The 17622-nt window shown below is 38.4% G+C and carries 15 protein-coding genes and 3 pseudogenes; 11 read left to right on the forward strand and 7 right to left on the reverse strand.

Translation table 11 applies throughout. From position 1 onward, the window contains the following. Nucleotides 1–417, reverse strand: a pseudogene (locus FD50_RS03735) (helix-turn-helix domain-containing protein); the annotation flags it as partial. An 89-nt stretch (nucleotides 418–506) separates the two neighbouring features. Here FD50_RS03735 and FD50_RS03740 point away from each other — a divergent pair. After that, nucleotides 507–1439 (forward strand): annotated as a pseudogene (locus FD50_RS03740) (IS30 family transposase). Between the two features lie 188 nt (nucleotides 1440–1627). Continuing rightward, nucleotides 1628–3742, forward strand: coding sequence for an ATP-dependent Clp protease ATP-binding subunit (locus FD50_RS03745; protein WP_056960370.1), 2115 nt, complete (start codon nucleotides 1628–1630; stop codon nucleotides 3740–3742). 157 nt (nucleotides 3743–3899) lie between these two features. On the opposite strand, the gene FD50_RS12445 is transcribed toward FD50_RS03745, so the two are convergent. The 6 genes from FD50_RS12445 to FD50_RS03770 form a co-directional block, all read right to left on the reverse strand. Next, the gene (locus FD50_RS12445; protein WP_082610414.1) at nucleotides 3900–4430 is read right to left on the reverse strand and encodes an IS3 family transposase; all 531 of its coding nucleotides are present in this window, start codon (nucleotides 4428–4430) and stop codon (nucleotides 3900–3902) included. A 30-nt stretch (nucleotides 4431–4460) separates the two neighbouring features. Further along, nucleotides 4461–4697, reverse strand: coding sequence for an IS3 family transposase (locus FD50_RS12450; protein WP_162256067.1), 237 nt, complete (start codon nucleotides 4695–4697; stop codon nucleotides 4461–4463). 71 nt (nucleotides 4698–4768) lie between these two features. Continuing rightward, the gene (locus tag FD50_RS03755; protein WP_054757879.1) at nucleotides 4769–5029 is read right to left on the reverse strand and encodes a transposase; all 261 of its coding nucleotides are present in this window, start codon (nucleotides 5027–5029) and stop codon (nucleotides 4769–4771) included. A gap of 101 nt (nucleotides 5030–5130) precedes the next feature. After that, on the reverse strand, nucleotides 5131–6426 hold the full coding sequence (locus FD50_RS03760) for an FAD-binding oxidoreductase (RefSeq protein ID WP_054757878.1): 1296 nt from the start codon (nucleotides 6424–6426) through the stop codon (nucleotides 5131–5133). Continuing rightward, nucleotides 6404–7204, reverse strand: a complete 801-nt coding sequence (locus FD50_RS03765) for an FAD:protein FMN transferase (protein WP_228890085.1) — start codon at nucleotides 7202–7204, stop codon at nucleotides 6404–6406. Before FD50_RS03765 ends, FD50_RS03760 begins: the two co-directional genes overlap by 23 nt. 28 nt (nucleotides 7205–7232) lie before the next feature. Further along, nucleotides 7233–7712 (reverse strand): FMN-binding protein, encoded by a 480-nt coding sequence (locus FD50_RS03770; protein ID WP_056960375.1) that lies wholly within the window; start codon nucleotides 7710–7712, stop codon nucleotides 7233–7235. 269 nt (nucleotides 7713–7981) lie between these two features. Between FD50_RS03770 and FD50_RS03775 the strand changes: the two genes are divergently transcribed. The 9 genes and pseudogenes from FD50_RS03775 to arsC all read left to right on the forward strand — a co-directional run bounded on the left by FD50_RS03775 (nucleotide 7982) and on the right by arsC (nucleotide 17455). Continuing rightward, nucleotides 7982–8671, forward strand: a complete 690-nt coding sequence (locus FD50_RS03775; protein ID WP_056960377.1) for a response regulator transcription factor — start codon at nucleotides 7982–7984, stop codon at nucleotides 8669–8671. A 30-nt stretch (nucleotides 8672–8701) separates the two neighbouring features. Beyond that, entirely contained in the window at nucleotides 8702–10084 is a 1383-nt protein-coding gene (locus FD50_RS03780; RefSeq protein ID WP_228890095.1) for a HAMP domain-containing sensor histidine kinase, read from the forward strand. A 302-nt stretch (nucleotides 10085–10386) separates the two neighbouring features. Further along, nucleotides 10387–10872, forward strand: a complete 486-nt coding sequence (locus FD50_RS03785) for a hypothetical protein (protein ID WP_054757876.1) — start codon at nucleotides 10387–10389, stop codon at nucleotides 10870–10872. 29 nt (nucleotides 10873–10901) lie between these two features. Next, a pseudogene (locus FD50_RS03790) lies at nucleotides 10902–11691 on the forward strand (glycosyltransferase). A gap of 58 nt (nucleotides 11692–11749) precedes the next feature. After that, complete coding sequence (locus FD50_RS03795; protein ID WP_054757875.1) at nucleotides 11750–12412, forward strand: VTT domain-containing protein; 663 nt, start codon at nucleotides 11750–11752, stop codon at nucleotides 12410–12412. Next, on the forward strand, nucleotides 12399–13040 hold the full coding sequence (locus FD50_RS03800) for a phosphatase PAP2 family protein (RefSeq protein ID WP_056960379.1): 642 nt from the start codon (nucleotides 12399–12401) through the stop codon (nucleotides 13038–13040). Before FD50_RS03795 ends, FD50_RS03800 begins: the two co-directional genes overlap by 14 nt. An 81-nt stretch (nucleotides 13041–13121) precedes the next feature. Continuing rightward, nucleotides 13122–15101 (forward strand): hypothetical protein, encoded by a 1980-nt coding sequence (locus tag FD50_RS03805; RefSeq protein ID WP_056960382.1) that lies wholly within the window; start codon nucleotides 13122–13124, stop codon nucleotides 15099–15101. A gap of 111 nt (nucleotides 15102–15212) precedes the next feature. After that, complete coding sequence (locus FD50_RS03810) at nucleotides 15213–17024, forward strand: heavy metal translocating P-type ATPase (protein ID WP_056960384.1); 1812 nt, start codon at nucleotides 15213–15215, stop codon at nucleotides 17022–17024. 26 nt (nucleotides 17025–17050) lie between these two features. Then, nucleotides 17051–17455, forward strand: a complete 405-nt coding sequence (arsC, locus tag FD50_RS03815; RefSeq protein ID WP_056960387.1) for an arsenate reductase (thioredoxin) — start codon at nucleotides 17051–17053, stop codon at nucleotides 17453–17455. The last annotated feature ends 167 nt before the right edge of the window (nucleotides 17456–17622 follow it).

Below are 17622 nucleotides of genomic sequence, written 5' to 3' on the forward strand. Positions count from 1 at the left end.
CCCACTTGTAAATGTGCCACGATGCTCATTAGCTCGGCGCTGTCGGACATTTCGATTAGGTAGATCAGCCAAGTTGAAAGGTAACCAGCCAAGCTTAAGCCAGTTATAAATTGAAGCGGTGCTCAGGTTAAAAGCTGTCGCAATCGCTTCTGGTGACCAAGTTAAACGTAGGTGGTTGGTAATTAAAATTGTCAATGATGGCGTTAGAATCGAATGGCGACCACAAGCCCGCCTTTTATGATCTGCGTCTTGTTGCGCTAATTCGGGATCATAGGGTTTGACCCGATCTAATTCATAGCTAATAGTTGATTTGGCAACGCCTAAGGCGTCAGCCATATCTTGGTAAGTATGATGGCCTTCACTGACCAGTTGAGCTAGCGCACCACGTTGAAAACGTGATAAAGTAGAAGTACCCAAAGTAATCACTCCTTATAGCTGGTTGGAATTAACTACTACCATTGTAAGAGATTGCTTTGGGCCTTTTTTTATTTTTGTTCGGATTAATTATAGAATTTGCCATAACCTATTCTGAACGAATTAAAATTGAAACCTTTTGTGAACTAGGACTGGCCAATGCCCAAATGGCTGAGCAGTTAAAACGATCGCCGTCCACGATTTCTTATGAATTATCCCGCTGTCAACCTTATCAAGCTGAGTTGGCGCAAGCGAACGCTGAATCTAAGCGGGCACGATGTGGTCGGAAAACTAAATTGAATGCCAAATTAAAGCAAATCATTCTAAACCATTTACGTCTAAGCTGGTCACCAGAAGCGATTGCTCATGAACTTAAACTAGCTACTAAATCTATTTACAATTGGCTATATCAGGGGAAATTTGAATTTTCTTTGAGTGACCTACCTGAACATGGTCTACGCCAACGGCGTAACCTTGACCAACGTTCTAAATATAATCAATCATTAGGACGTTCAATTGACCAACGACCAATTATGCTTAACCAACGTAACCGCATCAGTGATTTCGAAATAGATACGGTGGTTGGCCCTCGCGGGCATAGTAAGGCCGTTTTATTAACTTTACTTGATCGTAAATCACGTTTTCTTTGGGCGTATCAATTAAAAGATCGGACAGCAGCAGCTGTTAATGAAGCCCTAATGAAGTTCCTAGCAACTTTTAAGGGGCCAGTACACAGCTTTACTGTCGATCGCGGCACTGAGTTTAGCAAGTTAGTGTCATTTGAATCACAATACGGTATTCCAACCTATTACTGCCATGCTTACACACCAGCTGAACGCGGCAGTAATGAACGATTTAATCGGAACTTACGTTATTTTTAACCTAAGGGGACTTGTTTTGAGCACATTAGTGCTCAAGATTTAACCACGACGTTACTCGAAATTAACCAGCGCCCCCTTAAAGTACTTAACTGGCAAACACCTTACCAGGTTATGTTGACCAATTTGTCAAAAAATTCGGATTAAATTTGCAATCTACCGTAAACATAAATTTCAGTTATAATCGTCCGAAAATAGTTAACGTTGTGATTCGATTAGTACTTTACTTAACAGAGTACTAAAAAAAGTTATAATACACTTGTAAGTAAAAAAGAGTATTTTTACTTAGTTTTAAGACAAATTTTACTTTATTTAATTAACGGAGGTGTTGTTATATGGCCAATTTTTACGGAAATGATCCTTTTTTCAACAATGATATGGATGATATTTTTAATCAAGTGTTTAAACGTATGGGGAATCCTAACTCAGATTCTGCCCGCTACTTGGTTAATGGTCAATCGTTAACTCCAGACGAGTTTGCCCAATATCGAGCAACTGGTAAATTACCAGAACAAGCAAAAACAATTGAACTATCTAAAGATGGACAACAAGCTCTTAAAAAGGGTGGTATTTTAGAAAAACTAGGAACCAACTTAACAGAACAAGCACGCGATGGATTGCTAGATTCAGTTATTGGACGTGAAAATGAAATTCAAGAAACAGCGGAAATTTTAAGCCGTCGAACCAAAAACAATCCAATTTTAGTTGGCGATGCGGGGGTTGGTAAAACAGCCATAGTTGAGGGACTGGCACAAGCGATTGTAAATGGTAAAGTTCCAGAAGCAATTCGGGACAAAGAAATTTACTCTATTGACTTGTCCTCCTTAGAAGCTGGAACTCAGTATCGTGGTTCTTTTGAAGAGAACATCAAAGACTTAGTCAAGGAAGTTAAGGCTGCTGGCAATATTATTCTATTCTTTGATGAAATCCACCAGATAATTGGTACTGGTTCAACAGGTGGTGAAGACGGTGGTAAAGGCTTAGCTGATATTATTAAGCCGGCATTGTCTCGTGGCGAACTAACCGTTATTGGTGCCACTACCCAAGATGAATATCGCAATACAATTTTGAAAAATGCAGCTTTGGCTCGTCGATTCAATGAGGTTGTAGTCAATGAACCTAATGCTGAAGACACGCTTAAAATTCTGAAGGGTATCAAAAACTTGTATGAAGAACATCATCATGTAAAATTGCCAGATGATGTTTTGAAGGCAGCGGTGGATTACTCCATCCAATATATTCCACAAAGAACGCTACCAGATAAAGCAATTGATTTGATTGATATGACAGCGGCTCATTTGGCAGCACATCAGCCTGAAAATGATGAAACAGCTTTAAAGGAAAAGCTCAATCAATTGCAAAAAGAAAAAGATCAAGCGGTGGAAAAAGAAGACTTTAAGCGGGCCGCGGATTTGAAACAACAAATCGAGGCTACTAATAAGCAAATTGATAATGTAGGTAAAAAGGAAGAAGTAGTGGCTACCGTTGATGATGTTGCTCAATCAGTAGAACGGTTAACAGGAATTCCAGTCTCAGATATGGGTGCTAATGATATTGAACGGTTAAAAGATTTGGAGAGTCGCTTAAAGAGTAAAGTTATCGGTCAAGATGAAGCGGTAGCAATGGTTGCTAGAGCTATTCGTCGGAATCGAGCTGGCTTCTCAGAAGGTGAACAGCCTATCGGTAGTTTCCTATTTGTTGGTCCAACCGGGGTTGGTAAAACTGAATTAGCTAAACAATTAGCATTAGACATGTTTGGTGATAAGGATGCAATCATTCGATTGGATATGAGTGAGTATTCAGATCGGACTGCTGTTTCAAAATTAATTGGTACATCAGCTGGTTATGTAGGCTATGATGATAACTCTAATACCTTAACGGAACGAGTACGTCGAAATCCTTATTCAATCGTATTACTAGATGAAATTGAAAAAGCAGATCCACAAGTATTGACGCTTTTGCTTCAGGTAATGGATGACGGTCGTTTGACGGATGGACAGGGTAATGTAATTAACTTCAAGAATACCATTATTATTGCTACATCCAATGCTGGATTTGGTAATGAAAAGTTAACTGGCGATGCAGACAAAGACCAAACTTTAATGGATAAGTTGGCTCCATTCTTCCGTCCAGAATTCCTAAACCGGTTCAATGGAATCGTTGAATTCTCACATCTAACTAAGCAAGATTTAAGTCAGATTGTTGATTTAATGATTTCCGATGTTCAAAAAACACTAGCGAAAAAGGATTTGACTTTGAAAGTAACCGATGCAGCTAAGGATTGGTTGATGGAACAAGGATATGACGAAGCAATGGGAGCTCGTCCATTAAGAAGGGTGATTGAACAACAAATTCGTGATAAGGTAACAGATTTCTATTTAGATCATTTGGATATTAAGCATTTAAAAGCTGATTTGAAGGATAATCAAATCGTGATTGAGCAAGCCTAACTTAGCAAACAGCTTACTTTGGGCTTTGTTTACGGAAAGCGAGGATAACAGATTAATTTCTGTGATCCTCGTTTTTTATTTGGGTTTTAGTTCAGAATAAGGATTATTGGTTTTGTTGGATCTGAGTCAAGTTTTTAGACACGATTACGTAGAATTTCTAACTGACTAATTGTTCCTTTTCATCTGGAGTTAAATAGCCATCGGCATTAATGATCCGCCGAGAATTATAAAATCCTTCAATGTAACTAAATTGAGCCAAATTGGCTTCATGATAGTCTTTGTAAGTCCGTTGGTAAACCTCCTCCTTCTTGAAGCTGGCATGAAATGACTCCACCACAGAATTGTCATACGGATAGCCACGTTTACTGTAAGAGTGCCGGATAGCGTGTTGCTTCAATGCTGTTTCAAGGGCAGTACTTCGATACTGGCTGCCCAAATCAGTATGCAGAATCAAACCAGCCTTGACAGTTCTAGTTTCACAAGCTTGATTAAGTACGTTGACAACCAACTCGGTTGTCATGTGTCGGCTTAATTTATGAGCGATAATTTTGCGAGAATACAAGTCCATGATGGTTGCCAGATAGCACCACCCATCAGTTTTGGTCGGAATATAGGTAATATCAGCAGCCCATTTTTGATTAGGTTTGACAGCTTTAAAGTCTTGTTTTAACAAATTAGGGTAGGTCATTTGGTCAATATAGTTGTTTTGCTCATAGCGTCACTTTTTGACGACAATTGACCGGAGGCCTAGGTGTCGCATCAGCTTTTGAACCAGTTTCAAACTGACATGATAGCCCTCACGTAAAAGTTCCTCGTGAACTTTAGGAGCGCCATAAACCCGCCGATGATCAAAGTAGATGCGTCGGATTTGCTGGTATAAAACTTGGCGCCGCTTAAACTGTTCGGGCTTAGTCTGGTGCTGGTACTGATAGTAGGTTGATCGACATAAGTGCAACGTCTGACAGACTTCTTTAACGCTATGTGCTGATGCCGTTACTTTAATAGCTGACTGCCAATCTTTGATACTTACTTTTTTGCGAATATGGTTAATGCTTTTTTTAGGATATCGTTTTCACTTTCCAGCTTGGTAATTCTTGCCTGCATTTCTAACAAGTCGGCCTTGGAGACCCCGGTATCATTATCTTTCTTGTACAAATCATTCCATTTATAAATGGTGGCACTGGCAATCCCATATTCGCTGGTAAGATCAGTGGCTGATGTCCCGCTTTCATACAGCTGAACGATCATTTTCTTGAATTCGACAGAATATCTCTTTCTTTTGCTCATAAGACACGATCCTCTCTAGTAGAAATTCTATCAAATCGTGTCCACACTTTCATCCTAAGTCCACTCCAACTTGTTTTTTTACAACACAGGATGCTCAAATACTACCAATTGAATTCTTCTTTGAAAATATTGTTACTATCAACCTTAGCTTTTTCCAGCAATTTCTCCCAATGATGAATTAGCGAAACAGGGCCGCTGAGTAAAAATAAAGTATGATTTTGCCAACCATGCGGTAAACGATTTAAAACGAAATCATCGGAAAAACGTCCTTGCTGCCAAAAACCAGTAAAGTTGGCATGTTGAGTCCACTGGATTAACTGTTGCTGGTACAACAAATCAGTCTGGCGATGAGCTGAATAAAACAAATAAATCTGATGAGATAAGTTATTAGGAATTAGTGAAAATAACGGTGTTGCTCCAATTCCACCAGTTATCATAACCAAGCTTGCAGTAGCGTCATGTTCTGCAATAAATGCTTGGTATCGACCAAACCCGCCAGTAACTTTAGCGGTTGTTCCGGGTCTGAGTACCTGCAGTCTATTGGTAAAATTACCATCGTCTCTAATGGTCAGCTTGAATTCTCCACTTTGATTAGGAAGACTGACTAGCGAAAAGGGATGCGGTTCGCGTAATTTTGGTACCCGCGGGAAAGACAAAAAAACAAAGTCTCCTGCTTGTAAATCAAGCTGCTGGCTCTGACGTCCTCCCAAAGTCAGTTCACGTACACGATCAGATAAGCTATGATTTTGAATTAATTTAAGCTCTGCTTGTCCTTTGCGTCCATACCAGCTAACTTTTGTTCGCAAATAACTAAGCGCAGTCAGCAAACTTAAACCGTCAAACCAAATCATAAATGATGTAATGGATCTGATATAGTCAATTAGTTGGACGTGGATGAAAACTAATATGACAGCTGCCAAAAGTAATTTATGAAGCAGCATGGTAATTTCGTGTTTAAAAATCTTTTCAAGAATTTTCTTGAATTTTGATAGCAAGGAAAAGCGACTGATTAACCTGCTGGCCAAAAACAACAGTGAATAACCAATCAATCCAGTTAGAATAATTAAGGATAGGTCTCCGGTTTGTTTGATTAATCCACCCGAATGAGTGCCAATCTTATGCAGCCAGGCCAGTCCTAAAGCTGCAATTGCAAGGATTCCGTGAAGCTGATATATACTGGGTAAGCCAACTAGGCGATCCAACCAGCGCGGCTTCGTGCTCAAGTAGACTATTGCAAGCATCCATGCATATGAAATGACTCCGCTATAGATAGCAAGCATTTCATTGGCTGACATTCCTTGCAGTCCTGTAGAAATCGTTTGTATAAAGGGTAAAGGAACAACAAAAAAGAAATTTAGCCAAAAAAGAACTAATTTATATTGTATTTTTCTCAGCATCTGCAAGCCGCCCTTCTGAAAATGGAATAATATTTTTTGATGTAATCATTAATCCGGTTAACTGACACTTGGTTAAGAGACTATTGAAATTTTGCTGACCAGCAACTAAGGCAGCTGTTGCCCAGATATCTGCCCAGGTCAAGCTGTCGGAAACGATAGTAGCTTGCAGGAGAGAATGATCTGTCAAATTAGCGATGTGCTGTCCACGCTTGCTAAAGCCAGAAGTAGCGACAGCACCATTTTTCAATTTGTAAACGGCACTCAAACTATCAAGTTGGCTGGGGTTTTCGATTCCAATTTCCCAGTAAAAAGAGCTTCCATATTGTGTAGCAAATTGTAAATCACCGCCACCATTCAGTGAAATACCAATCACTGGCGGATGGTTTCTAAGAAATGGGGACAACAGATTATTAAAAATCTCCTCGATTGCCCAGCCTTTAACCAAACCTGTTGGATTAAATTCAGTCGCATAATAAGGATCGAAGAAACCAACAGTCGTTTTAGCGGCCGCTTTGGCTAGCTCAAAGACGGTATGAAAGCTTGTATTTTGCATAACCTGTAGATCACCTGCTTGATATTTTTTTAATAACGAATCCTGTCTAAAGGGAGAAAAAATATGATCAACAACTTGCAATCTTTGCTGTACCTGTGTTAATAGGTGATCAATCCAATAATCTGCAACAGGTATCTGTGTTTCACAAACCAAGGTTAAGGTGAACGGAATATTCATCATATTAATTACGCGATCATAGAATTGATAATCTTTTTTTACTTCCATGTCAGTTACCTCCTAACAATTGCAGTGCTTAAGCTTGCCGTGCCTGAATTAGGGCACTTTGCAAAGAACCTGTAAAACCCTTCCAGGTTTCGGTTGCTCCGGAAATTTGCTGGATGTTTGCTGATTGACTCTTAACTGCTTCTTGCCGGTAAACTGGTAAGACTTGCCGATTAAGTTCAACTGAATGCGAATGTGTATTCGGATATTTAAGAACGGTAATCTGAGTTAGTCGATTGTTAGCAATTTTAATTTTCAATTGGACATTGCCCCAGGCAGTTGCGGTACTTTTTCCAACATATTCACCATCTTTGTAGTTTCGCTGCTTGTTAGTGCTGCTTGAAACGGCAGAACTGGCTGAACTTGAATTATCAGCAGTACTGCTTACTGTATTATTACTTGCTGCATTATCGTTGCTAGCTAGGGGCTTATACAAGACAAAATAACTGTCTAATACAATAGCTATTGCAACTGTCAGTGATAAGGAAACAACTACTATTTTATGATACATATTTACACCTCTATCTATATTCTCAACAAGCTGATTAATTCTTTTTCTAGATAATATGCTAAATAATGAGATAAAGCCACTTATAATTCATGAAAGCAATCTGAGAAATTCTCAGAGAAAAGCAGGCAGCAGCTGATATAATGAAATTGGGTAAAAGAATGTGACATAAGATGTTGAAATTTGAGTAGAGAGATTAATTTGCAATTTTTGTATTAAAATAGATTGACGCGGATTCTTTAAATATCAGAATTTGCTTTGGAGGGAATATAGTGAGTAAAACAATTTTATTAGTAGAAGATGAACTCGGACTGGTTGCTTCTTTAAAAAAAGAATTGCAATTTGAGAATTATCAGGTTCTGACTGCTTCTGATGGCGCAGCAGCTTTGAGCGTTTTTGATAAGAACCAACAAACAATTGATTTAATCATTTTGGACTGGATGCTGCCCAAGTTGGATGGCTTAGGAGTACTCAGACGAATTCGGCGTGATTATGACATTCCAGTTATCATGTTGACTGCTCGTGATTATACTGGAGATAAAGTGGCGGGTTTAACTGGTGGAGCAGATGATTATATTACTAAACCATTCGATATTGAAGAATTACTTGCGAGGATCACGGCTGTTTTGCGGCGCCCAAGGCAAATATTGGATAATCATCAAGTCTATCAACTCGATGATTTAGTACTTGATACTGGGAAACGTCGGATTACACGTGGGGACCATAGCATTCAATTGACGCAACGAGAGTATCAGTTGTTAGTGGAGATGCTTAAGGTTGTTGGTAAGGTATTTACGCGTAATGAACTGCTTGATTTGGTTTGGGGCAGCGACTTTGAGGGCGAACCTAACATTGTGGATGTGTATATTCGTTATTTACGAAATAAAATTGATGAATTCCCTAATTCAAAAAAACTAATTCATACTGTTAGAGGTGTTGGCTATTCACTGACAGACAATTAAGGAAAGTGATGCTAGGTGAAGGCAAAGAAGATGAAAATAAAAACGATGAGGCCAAAGATTAAGAAAGAACAAAATAGTGACTCGATTATGCTGCGAAGTTTCTTATTACTAATCACGGCAATAATTGTCAGTTTTAGTATTATTACAGCGGTTGCGGTCGGACATCAACTGCTGGAAACTAGCCGCACGACTTCAAACAATATTATTAAGAGTCTGGAACGAACAGTGATTGATAGTGATCGTGACTGGAAACAGTGGCGGTTCAACAGTACTTTGAATACCAGTACGAGTTACGTGCATGTTAGAAATATTCGACAAGATGCCAAGACAAAAAATTATTATTCTCCTGATGCTAAGAGCCTGTTGAAAATCAAGCCCCAGAAATTTTTTTTAATCCATGGGCTCTATTATCGCCCTAAAATCGGTTTTCTGCTTTATAATACGGGGCATTCCAAAGGAATTCATTATAGTTTATGGATAAAATTAGATTCGCAATTGAAGATTTTGGAAAGAGTCATCATTATTACTGCAATTGTTTTGGTTTTAACACTCCTGACGCTGCCGTTATACATCAGGCTGATTGCCCAACGGTTGACAGGCCCACTGAGTCAGTTAACTAAAAGTGCTGAAGCGATTTCTGTTAAAAAGACTCAGACGACAGACAAATTGCCCATTCCAGCAACACCAACAGAGGTCAAGCAGCTGGCTGCCAGTTTTAATCGTCTGCTGACAAACTTATATGATAAAACGGAAAAAGAAAAAATTTTTGTTTCGAATGCTGCCCATGAATTACGGACGCCGATTGCAACCATCCAAAGTCACGTTCAATTAATTCAAAGACATGGGCATGACCATCCGGAAATTGTTCAGGATTCCTTGGATTATATATATCAAGAAGCTGAACAAACGACAAAACTAATTGAAGAATTATTGACCCTTTCGCGAGCAGACAAAATGACGCTGACACTGCAAAAATATGATATCAGTCAGTCCTTACAGAAGCTTGCCAAGGAGATGAATTTACTTTTTCCACAGCAAATAATTACTGATATTCCAACTAAGATAGTTATCACAGGGCATCAAAAAAGCATTGAACAGATCCTGATTATCTTGTTGAATAATGCTAGTAAATATTCACCACAGGATTCAGTAATTGAATTGACTCTTGAGAGAAATTCTAACGGATTAATTATTAAGGTTGCTGATCAAGGAAGGGGAATTACTGAGCAAGACAAAAAGCATATTTTTGAAAGATTTTATCGTGCAGATGACATTCGTGGTTCAATTACTGGCACAGGGTTGGGGTTGGCAATTGCCCAACAGCTAGCTCTTTTAAATCACGTCACTTTAAAAGTTGCGAATAATCAAACACGAGGCACTGTTTTTTCTTTAGAATTTAGAATTAATTTCTGAAATAATTTAATTTTGGCCCTTAGCGCTGCTAGTCATTCAGCTAAGGGCTTTTTTGTTTCTAAAAAAATCTCATAATCTTCTCAGCAAGCGTTACTTTTAGCGATAAATAAAAGTTGCTAAACTTGAAAATGTTCAAGTGAGGGGAGTTAAGAAGGGAGAGATAAGCGCTGTTTTTAATAAAAAGAAATTTCGGTTGGTTAATAACTGGGGTTATCTCTTTAATTTTATATGTCATTTTACTGCTGCTGGTCTATTTAAAAGCAACATATTTCAAGTCCTTAGACACTAGTTTGCAGCAATTTATGCTGACTGTGAGATCAAGTGGGCAAAATCAGTTTTATCCCATCGTTTCATTTTTCAGCAACTTTGCAAGCACTTCTGTATTAATAATTATCGTTGCATTTGCTATCTGGCAGTATTTTCAACGAATAATAAATGCCGTCTGGGTAATATTTGTCCATTTTAGCAGCATGCTGCTGGCACTATTAATTAATTGGATTTCACAAGAACTGCATCTTAATGGATATCCTGCGCTGGTATTAATTAACGAACATGTTCTGGCAACGGTCATCATTATTCTGATTGTCCTAACAATTATTCTCCCGACACTTGTCGATCAAGAAGTTCAGTTATTAACAATCTTGCTAGCTTTTTTGTGGCTGGGGATGGTGATTACCGCACAGCTGTACGGAGGGAGAAGCTCTTTTACCGGGATGTTGGCAAGCTTGTTAGTAGCGCTAGTTTGGTGGGAAATCATGCGGATATTTTATTTTATCTGTGATTTTTAAATTTTTACATTAAAAGAAGAGGATTAAATATGGAGAAATTAACAATTGTCGTACCAGCATTTAACGAAGAAGAAGTACTGAATAATACACTGCAAAGGTTATTAAAGATTGAAAGCAAACTAATTCAAGCTCAAATTCTTGACTATTCTTCTGACATTTTGGTTGTCGATGATGGCTCGGCTGATCAAACTTGGGAAATTATCAAGCATTATCATGAAAAAAGTAAAAGTATTAAAGGAATTAAATTAAGCAGAAACTTTGGTCACCAAAATGCGTTAATTGCCGGGCTTCAAGCGTAATTCTGCAGGTCTGTTTTATAAATTATTAAATTTACTTGGAGTTAAGTTGATTCCTAATCATGCAGATTTTAGATTGATGTAGCAGCGGGCGGTTAAAACCTTTTTGCAATATAAAGAACGTAATTTGTTTATCCGTGGAGTAATTCCATTGCTAGGTTTTAGCACAGCTAAAGTCTACTACAAGAGGACTCCGCGGTTAGCAGGAAAATCAAAATACCCGCTCAAGAAAATGTTGGCTTTTGCTTGGAACGGAATTACGTCATTTTCAATTATCCCTGTGAGATTCATCTTGGCATTAGGCATTTTCACTAGCTCTCTGGGAGTCGTGATGTTCTTTTATTCAATTATAACTAAATGGCTGGGATTAACGGTTCATGGGTGGTCTTCTTTAATGGTTTCCATCTGGATTTTGGGTGGCCTGCAAATGATTAGCCTGGGAATAAGTGGTGAATATATTGGGAAGATAATGACCGAAGTAAAGCAGCGTCCACGATATACCATTCAAAGTTATCTAAAATAAGGCAGTTCGATCAAGTAGGCAATGTTTTTAAATAGCAAATAAAGGGGTTTCGTTGTTAATGATAAATTTAAATAGCTTTATAGTCAGCATTGCTGGTCAAGGAAATTGGATAATATATGTCGTATTATTTTTAATAATTTTTTGCGAGACGGGATTAGTAATTATGCCATTTTTGCCTGGTGATTCTTTATTATTTTTGTGCGGGTCAATGGCAGCTTTATCCAATTCATTTTTTAACATCCAAGCGTTGATAATTTTATTATCAGTGGCGGCCATTTTGGGTGACAGTTTGAATTTTGAGGTTGGAAAGTATTTTGGAAGGTCTTTTACGCAACCTAAATGGGCAAAATGGATTAATGCTGCTTATCTGAAAAAAGCAAACAGCTTCTTTAAAAATTATGGTGCCAGTGCAGTTTTTCTAGGTCGTTTCGCTCCCATAATCAGAACCTTGATTCCGTTTACTGCTGGAATTGGCAAAATGCCATATCATAAATTTGCTTTTTTTAATATGTGCGGCGGCATTGTATGGGTTAGTTTTGTTCTTCTAAGCGGGTACTTCTTCGGGAATATTCCACTAGTAAAAAATCATTTTGAGCTGTTAATGATAGTAATTATCTTAATTTCGCTACTTCCAATTGTTTTATTTAAATTCAAGAAAAGTCAGCATGCTACTACTCACAGTGAGGACTTGAAAAGGAGTGATTTGGATGAGAAAAAATAAACTTTTAACAATAGTTGGCGGAGTAACGGCATTATTGTTTATTTCCTTGACGATTAGTATTAAAACTTCGGCGATTTGGCTGCAGACACTTGATACAGCAGTTCAAAATCTGATTGCACCTGTTGTAAATCCTGTTGCTACGAAGTATATCAGCTTAATTGCCGTTCTAGGCAGTCCATTTATTGATATTTGCTGGACAATACTAATTGCTTTTTTACTGTGGCGGAAGGAACGCAACTTGATTAATGCGGGGTGGTTAATGATTACCCAGTTCAGCGGCTGTGCAGTTGCTTTAATTATAAAGGAACTCGTTCACCGCTCTAGGCCAGCAAACCAAGTTATCAAGAATGGCGGTTTTAGCTTTCCAAGTGGTCATACTTTTGCAACAGCGATTGTTGTTTTAGCAGTTCTTTATTTCATTGTTCCTTGGCTGCAAGATCAAGAATTGCAATTTGTTATTTCTTTATTATCAATTTGCTGGGTGATTCTAATTGGATTTACACGATTATATTTACGGGCACATTTTTTTAGCGATGTTTGCGGTAGTCTGCTGCTAGCCATTACTTGGTGGGAAGTCATGAAGCTATTTTATTTTAGATTTTGGGGAAAGATGTTTTCAAATGAATAGAGAAAATTGATAAAAGGCAAAAACTTTTTCGAACATAAGAAATGACATACTTTACTCAATTAATTAAGGCAGGAAACGCATATGAAGTATTTTAAACAATTTTTTATAATTTCTTTGGGAATGTCCTTGATGATCGGAATTATTTCAAATTTATTTTATCCACAGAATCTTAGCGAAACATTAATTGTCAGTGCGTTATCGCTAGGGATTGGTTTTTGTTTGCCAAAATTTGCTTGCTGGGCGAATTCACTCTCAAAAAACAGGGTTTCGCAAATAATTTATCTGGTAATGGGTCTGATTTTAGTCATCCAATTGTTGATTCTAATCTTTTTTCCAGCAACCGTTTACCATGATCCGTTTCGTGTGCTTCATGAGGCGGAATTACTGAGCCACAATCATCCTGATTGGGATAACTCAACATATTTTTGGCGCTATTCCAATAATGTTCCCTTGGCTTATTTCTTGTCCTTGTGGCTAAGGTTAACAAATGTATTCCAGATATCGACTAATGCTGCATTACACATACTATCCTTGTTTTTTTTGGATGGGTTCATTATTTTAAGCCTGAAAACTTGTCTGAATTTTGTTAAAAGTCATACGCAGGTGTTAGCGTTAGCTCTTTTTTTCCTATTAGGTCCATTTGCCTATACGTATTACCTACAAGTCTTCTATTCCGATTTGCCAATCCTGTTGATATTGTTATTGACCTTTAACTTGTTAGCACGCTGGCCTAAGAGTAAAAAAGCTCAATTTGTTAGTGCAATTTTTTTATTTCTGATAATCGTTTGTGGCCAGTTAATTAAAGCCAATCTGATTATTCTTTCAGTTGCAATTCTGATTTTAATCATTGACTTATTTATGTATAAAAAACAGGTTTTGAGAAAAATGATTATTCCACTCGCCGTGATCTTATTTGCTTTTGCGGCAACGTTTCCAGCTAGTCAGGCGGTTAGTGCCGCTGCAGGTTTCAAATCCAACAGCCGCTATCAATTTCCGTTGACCCATTGGATTTGGATGAGCTACAATCCTGCCAGTCATGGCACTTATGATGGTAATGATGTGGAAAAAATGATTAGCTTACCATCTAAGGCTTCTCGACAGTCATATATTGCCAAGGCTTTGCCAGAGCGTTTAAGCCGCTTAGGAATTGGTGGAGTATTACGACAGTGGGTTTCGCGAATTGAAATTTTGTTAAGTGTTAATGACATTCAGAGTGCTTATACTGGGGGCTTTATTCAAGTACCGCGAGTTTATGTCAATTGGCAGTCAAAAGTACACGTTTTAAGTCAGGCAATTATGCGCAGCGGCTTCATCTGGATCTATTTGATTGCTTTAAGCAAATGTTTAGAATTGCTTAAACGGCAGACAGCACTTGATTCTATTCGTGAGCTGGCTATCATTGTGGCAAGCGGATACGTGTTTTTTCACATGCTGTTGTGGGAGTCAGAAAGTCGCTATGGGCAGGCTCTTTTACCATTATTATTAGTTATCAATACCTTGCCCATACAAGAAACAAAGATCCAAAAGGTCCAAGAAATACAGGGTAGATTGGTCAGTTCTCTGCGCACTAAGCTAGGTCCGCTTGTTATTTGCCTAGTTGTGGTTTTGAGCAATCTTGCTAATTGGCATGAACCTGCGGGACAGATTATCGCTGCACAAAGAAGCCAGCTTTCCTTGCAGTATCACGCGAAGGAGACTTGGGTAGAGACTGGGAAGGTTGTTTCTCAGCAAATGGTCATCAAGCATGAAGCTACGCTATTTTCAGTGGCAGTTCCGCAGGGCTCAAAATTATCCGGAGAATTGATAAATTACCGGACGAAACGCCATTATCTACTAAAACATGGATTAAAATCAGGCAGTTCATCGTTAAGCTACCATGGTAAAATCACAGCGGGTTCCTATCAAATATTTTTAGTAAACAAGGATAGTCAGATGCAGCCCATCGAAATTGTTCAGACAGTCAATTATCAACTTGCGCCATACCCAGTCAAGATGGATGCACAGACAGTCAGATTTGCATCGTTAGTCTATAAAGCAACTTACAGCAATGGAAAAGTTTGAATTGGCTTATTTCTTAGATTTGATAAACTGGAATTAGAATGAAATGGTTGGCTGATAGATAAATAAACGAAAAAAATGATTTTAAATACTAGCGAACAAGGGGAAGATTATATGAAACAGTATAATAAATTGGGAATAATTTTAGGAATCGGAATAGTTACAGTAATTATTCAATTTGTTTTAGGACAGCAGCTGCCGGCACGAATCATCATAACTCTAACAGGAATTGTTTTTGCACTTCTGATGTTAAAAGAAATGATTAAAGCACTTCGTTCCGGTGATTATGGCGTTGATTTATTAGCAATTACAGCTATTGTTGCTACATTAGCAGTCGGTGAATATTGGGCAGCGATGATTATTTTGATAATGCTGATTGGCGGTGACTCACTAGAGGAGTATGCTGCCAAAAAGGCAGGTTCAGAATTAAAATCATTGGTAGATAATTCACCTCAGATTGCGCACCGGATTGTGAAGCAACAACAAGATGATGTCAAAGTTGCTGCTGTTTTAATTGATGATCATTTAGTTATCAAGCCGGGTGAGATAATCCCGGTTGATGGTCATGTGATTCAAGGACAGGGTAATGTTGATGAATCCTCCTTAACAGGTGAATCACGACCTGTCAGTAAACAGGTAGACGACAAATTGCTGTCAGGAGCAATCAATGGTGATACGGTTTTAGTTATGCAGGTTGATAAATTAGCTAAGGATAGCCAATATCAGCAACTGGTAAAGTTAGTCAAGATTGCTGGCAATTCTCCGTCGCATTTTGTGCGCTTAGCCGATCGCTATGCAGTGCCCTTTACTTTGGTAACTTACCTAATTGCTGGGATTGCTTGGTTTTTGGCTAAGGACCCAGTTAGATTTGCTGAAGTTTTAGTGGTTGCTTCCCCATGTCCTTTGATCTTGGCTGCTCCAGTTGCGATGGTTTCGGGAATGAGTCGTTCGTCAAGAAATGGGATTGTTGTAAAAACGGGAGATGTAATTGAAAAACTGGCGACGGCTCAAACAGCAATTTTTGATAAAACAGGTACAATTACTAAGGGATACTTAACGGTTGCTCAAATCAAATCTCTAACTGAACTTACACCAACAGAATTGTTGAGTCTAGCAGTTAGCTTAGAACAAAATTCTAATCATATTTTGGCACGTTCACTAGTTAAGTATGGTCAAGATAACCATGTTGAGCTGCAAAGTTTTACCGATGTTTCCGAGATCGTTGGTCAAGGTCTTGCGGCTAAGCAAAACGAAAAGCTGATTAAGGTGGGGAAATTAAGTTTTGTGACTGCAGCTAATCCAAAATTGGATATCCAACAAACCGCTGTTTATCTTTCAGTTGATCACAAGCTTTGCGGCTATGTGACTTTTACTGATGAAATTCGACCAGAAGCTGAGCTGACAATGCGGCAATTGAAGCAATATGGTGTAAAGCATTTGATGATGCTAACTGGTGATCAGAATACAACAGCTCAAAGTGTAGCTCAAAAAGTAGGTATTAGTGATGTGCAGGCCAACTTGTTGCCCCAAGGCAAAATTACAGCTATTAAAAACCTGACTGAAGCAAGGCGACCAGCAATTATGGTTGGTGATGGGGTCAATGATGCACCTTCTCTGGCGATGGCAGACGTAGGAATTGCTATGGGGGCACACGGATCAAGTGCTGCAAGCGAATCAGCAGATGTTGTTATTTTGAAGGATGATTTAAGACGAGTTGCGAAAGCAGTTGAAATTTCCCAAAATACGATGAGAGTGGCTAAACAAGCAGTTTTGATTGGACTCTTTATTTGTGTATTATTAATGTTAATCGCAACAACCGGTATTTTACCAGCTTTGGTTGGAGCGATGATGCAAGAAATCATTGATACGGTTTCGATTTTATGGGCCTTGCGGGCAAGAGGAGGTCAGCGTCATAGAGCTTTATAATAAAAATTATTTAAGGGGTGCCTTCAATGAAGAAAATATATTTTTTATGCACAGGAAATTCGTGCCGCAGTCAAATGGCAGAAGGATATGCTAGGGTGCTTTTACCACAAAATGAATTTGAAATTAGAAGTGCTGGAGTCGAAGTTCATGGCTTAAATCCTGATGCAGTTAAGGTGATGCTTGAAGATGGAATTGATATCTCGCAGCAATATTCGAAGAAGATTGATGTTGATTACTTTGAGTCTGCTGATTTAATTATTACACTATGTGGGGATGCAAAGGATAAATGCCCTGTTATTTCTGCTGAAACACAGCATCTTCATTATCCTTTGGCAGATCCTGCGAATGCAGTTGGAAGCTATGAAGAGCGGTTCGATGTTTTCCGGAATGTTCGTGATAAAATCAAAAAAATAGTATGCGGTTTAGAATAAGTTTTGCAAAGGAAATGTGCCATAAGTAGGGAAAGTTAGATGGTGGATGTAAGCTAGTTCCTGAGACAACTTTTAAGAGAGGGTATAATAAGTCAATCGTCTCTTAAAAGAAAGGAATTTTTACATGCCAACTCGTTACGACAAAGAATTCAAACAAAACATCATCA

This window comes from Liquorilactobacillus satsumensis DSM 16230 = JCM 12392 (assembly GCF_001435195.1).
In the GTDB taxonomy this organism is placed as follows: domain Bacteria; phylum Bacillota; class Bacilli; order Lactobacillales; family Lactobacillaceae; genus Liquorilactobacillus; species Liquorilactobacillus satsumensis.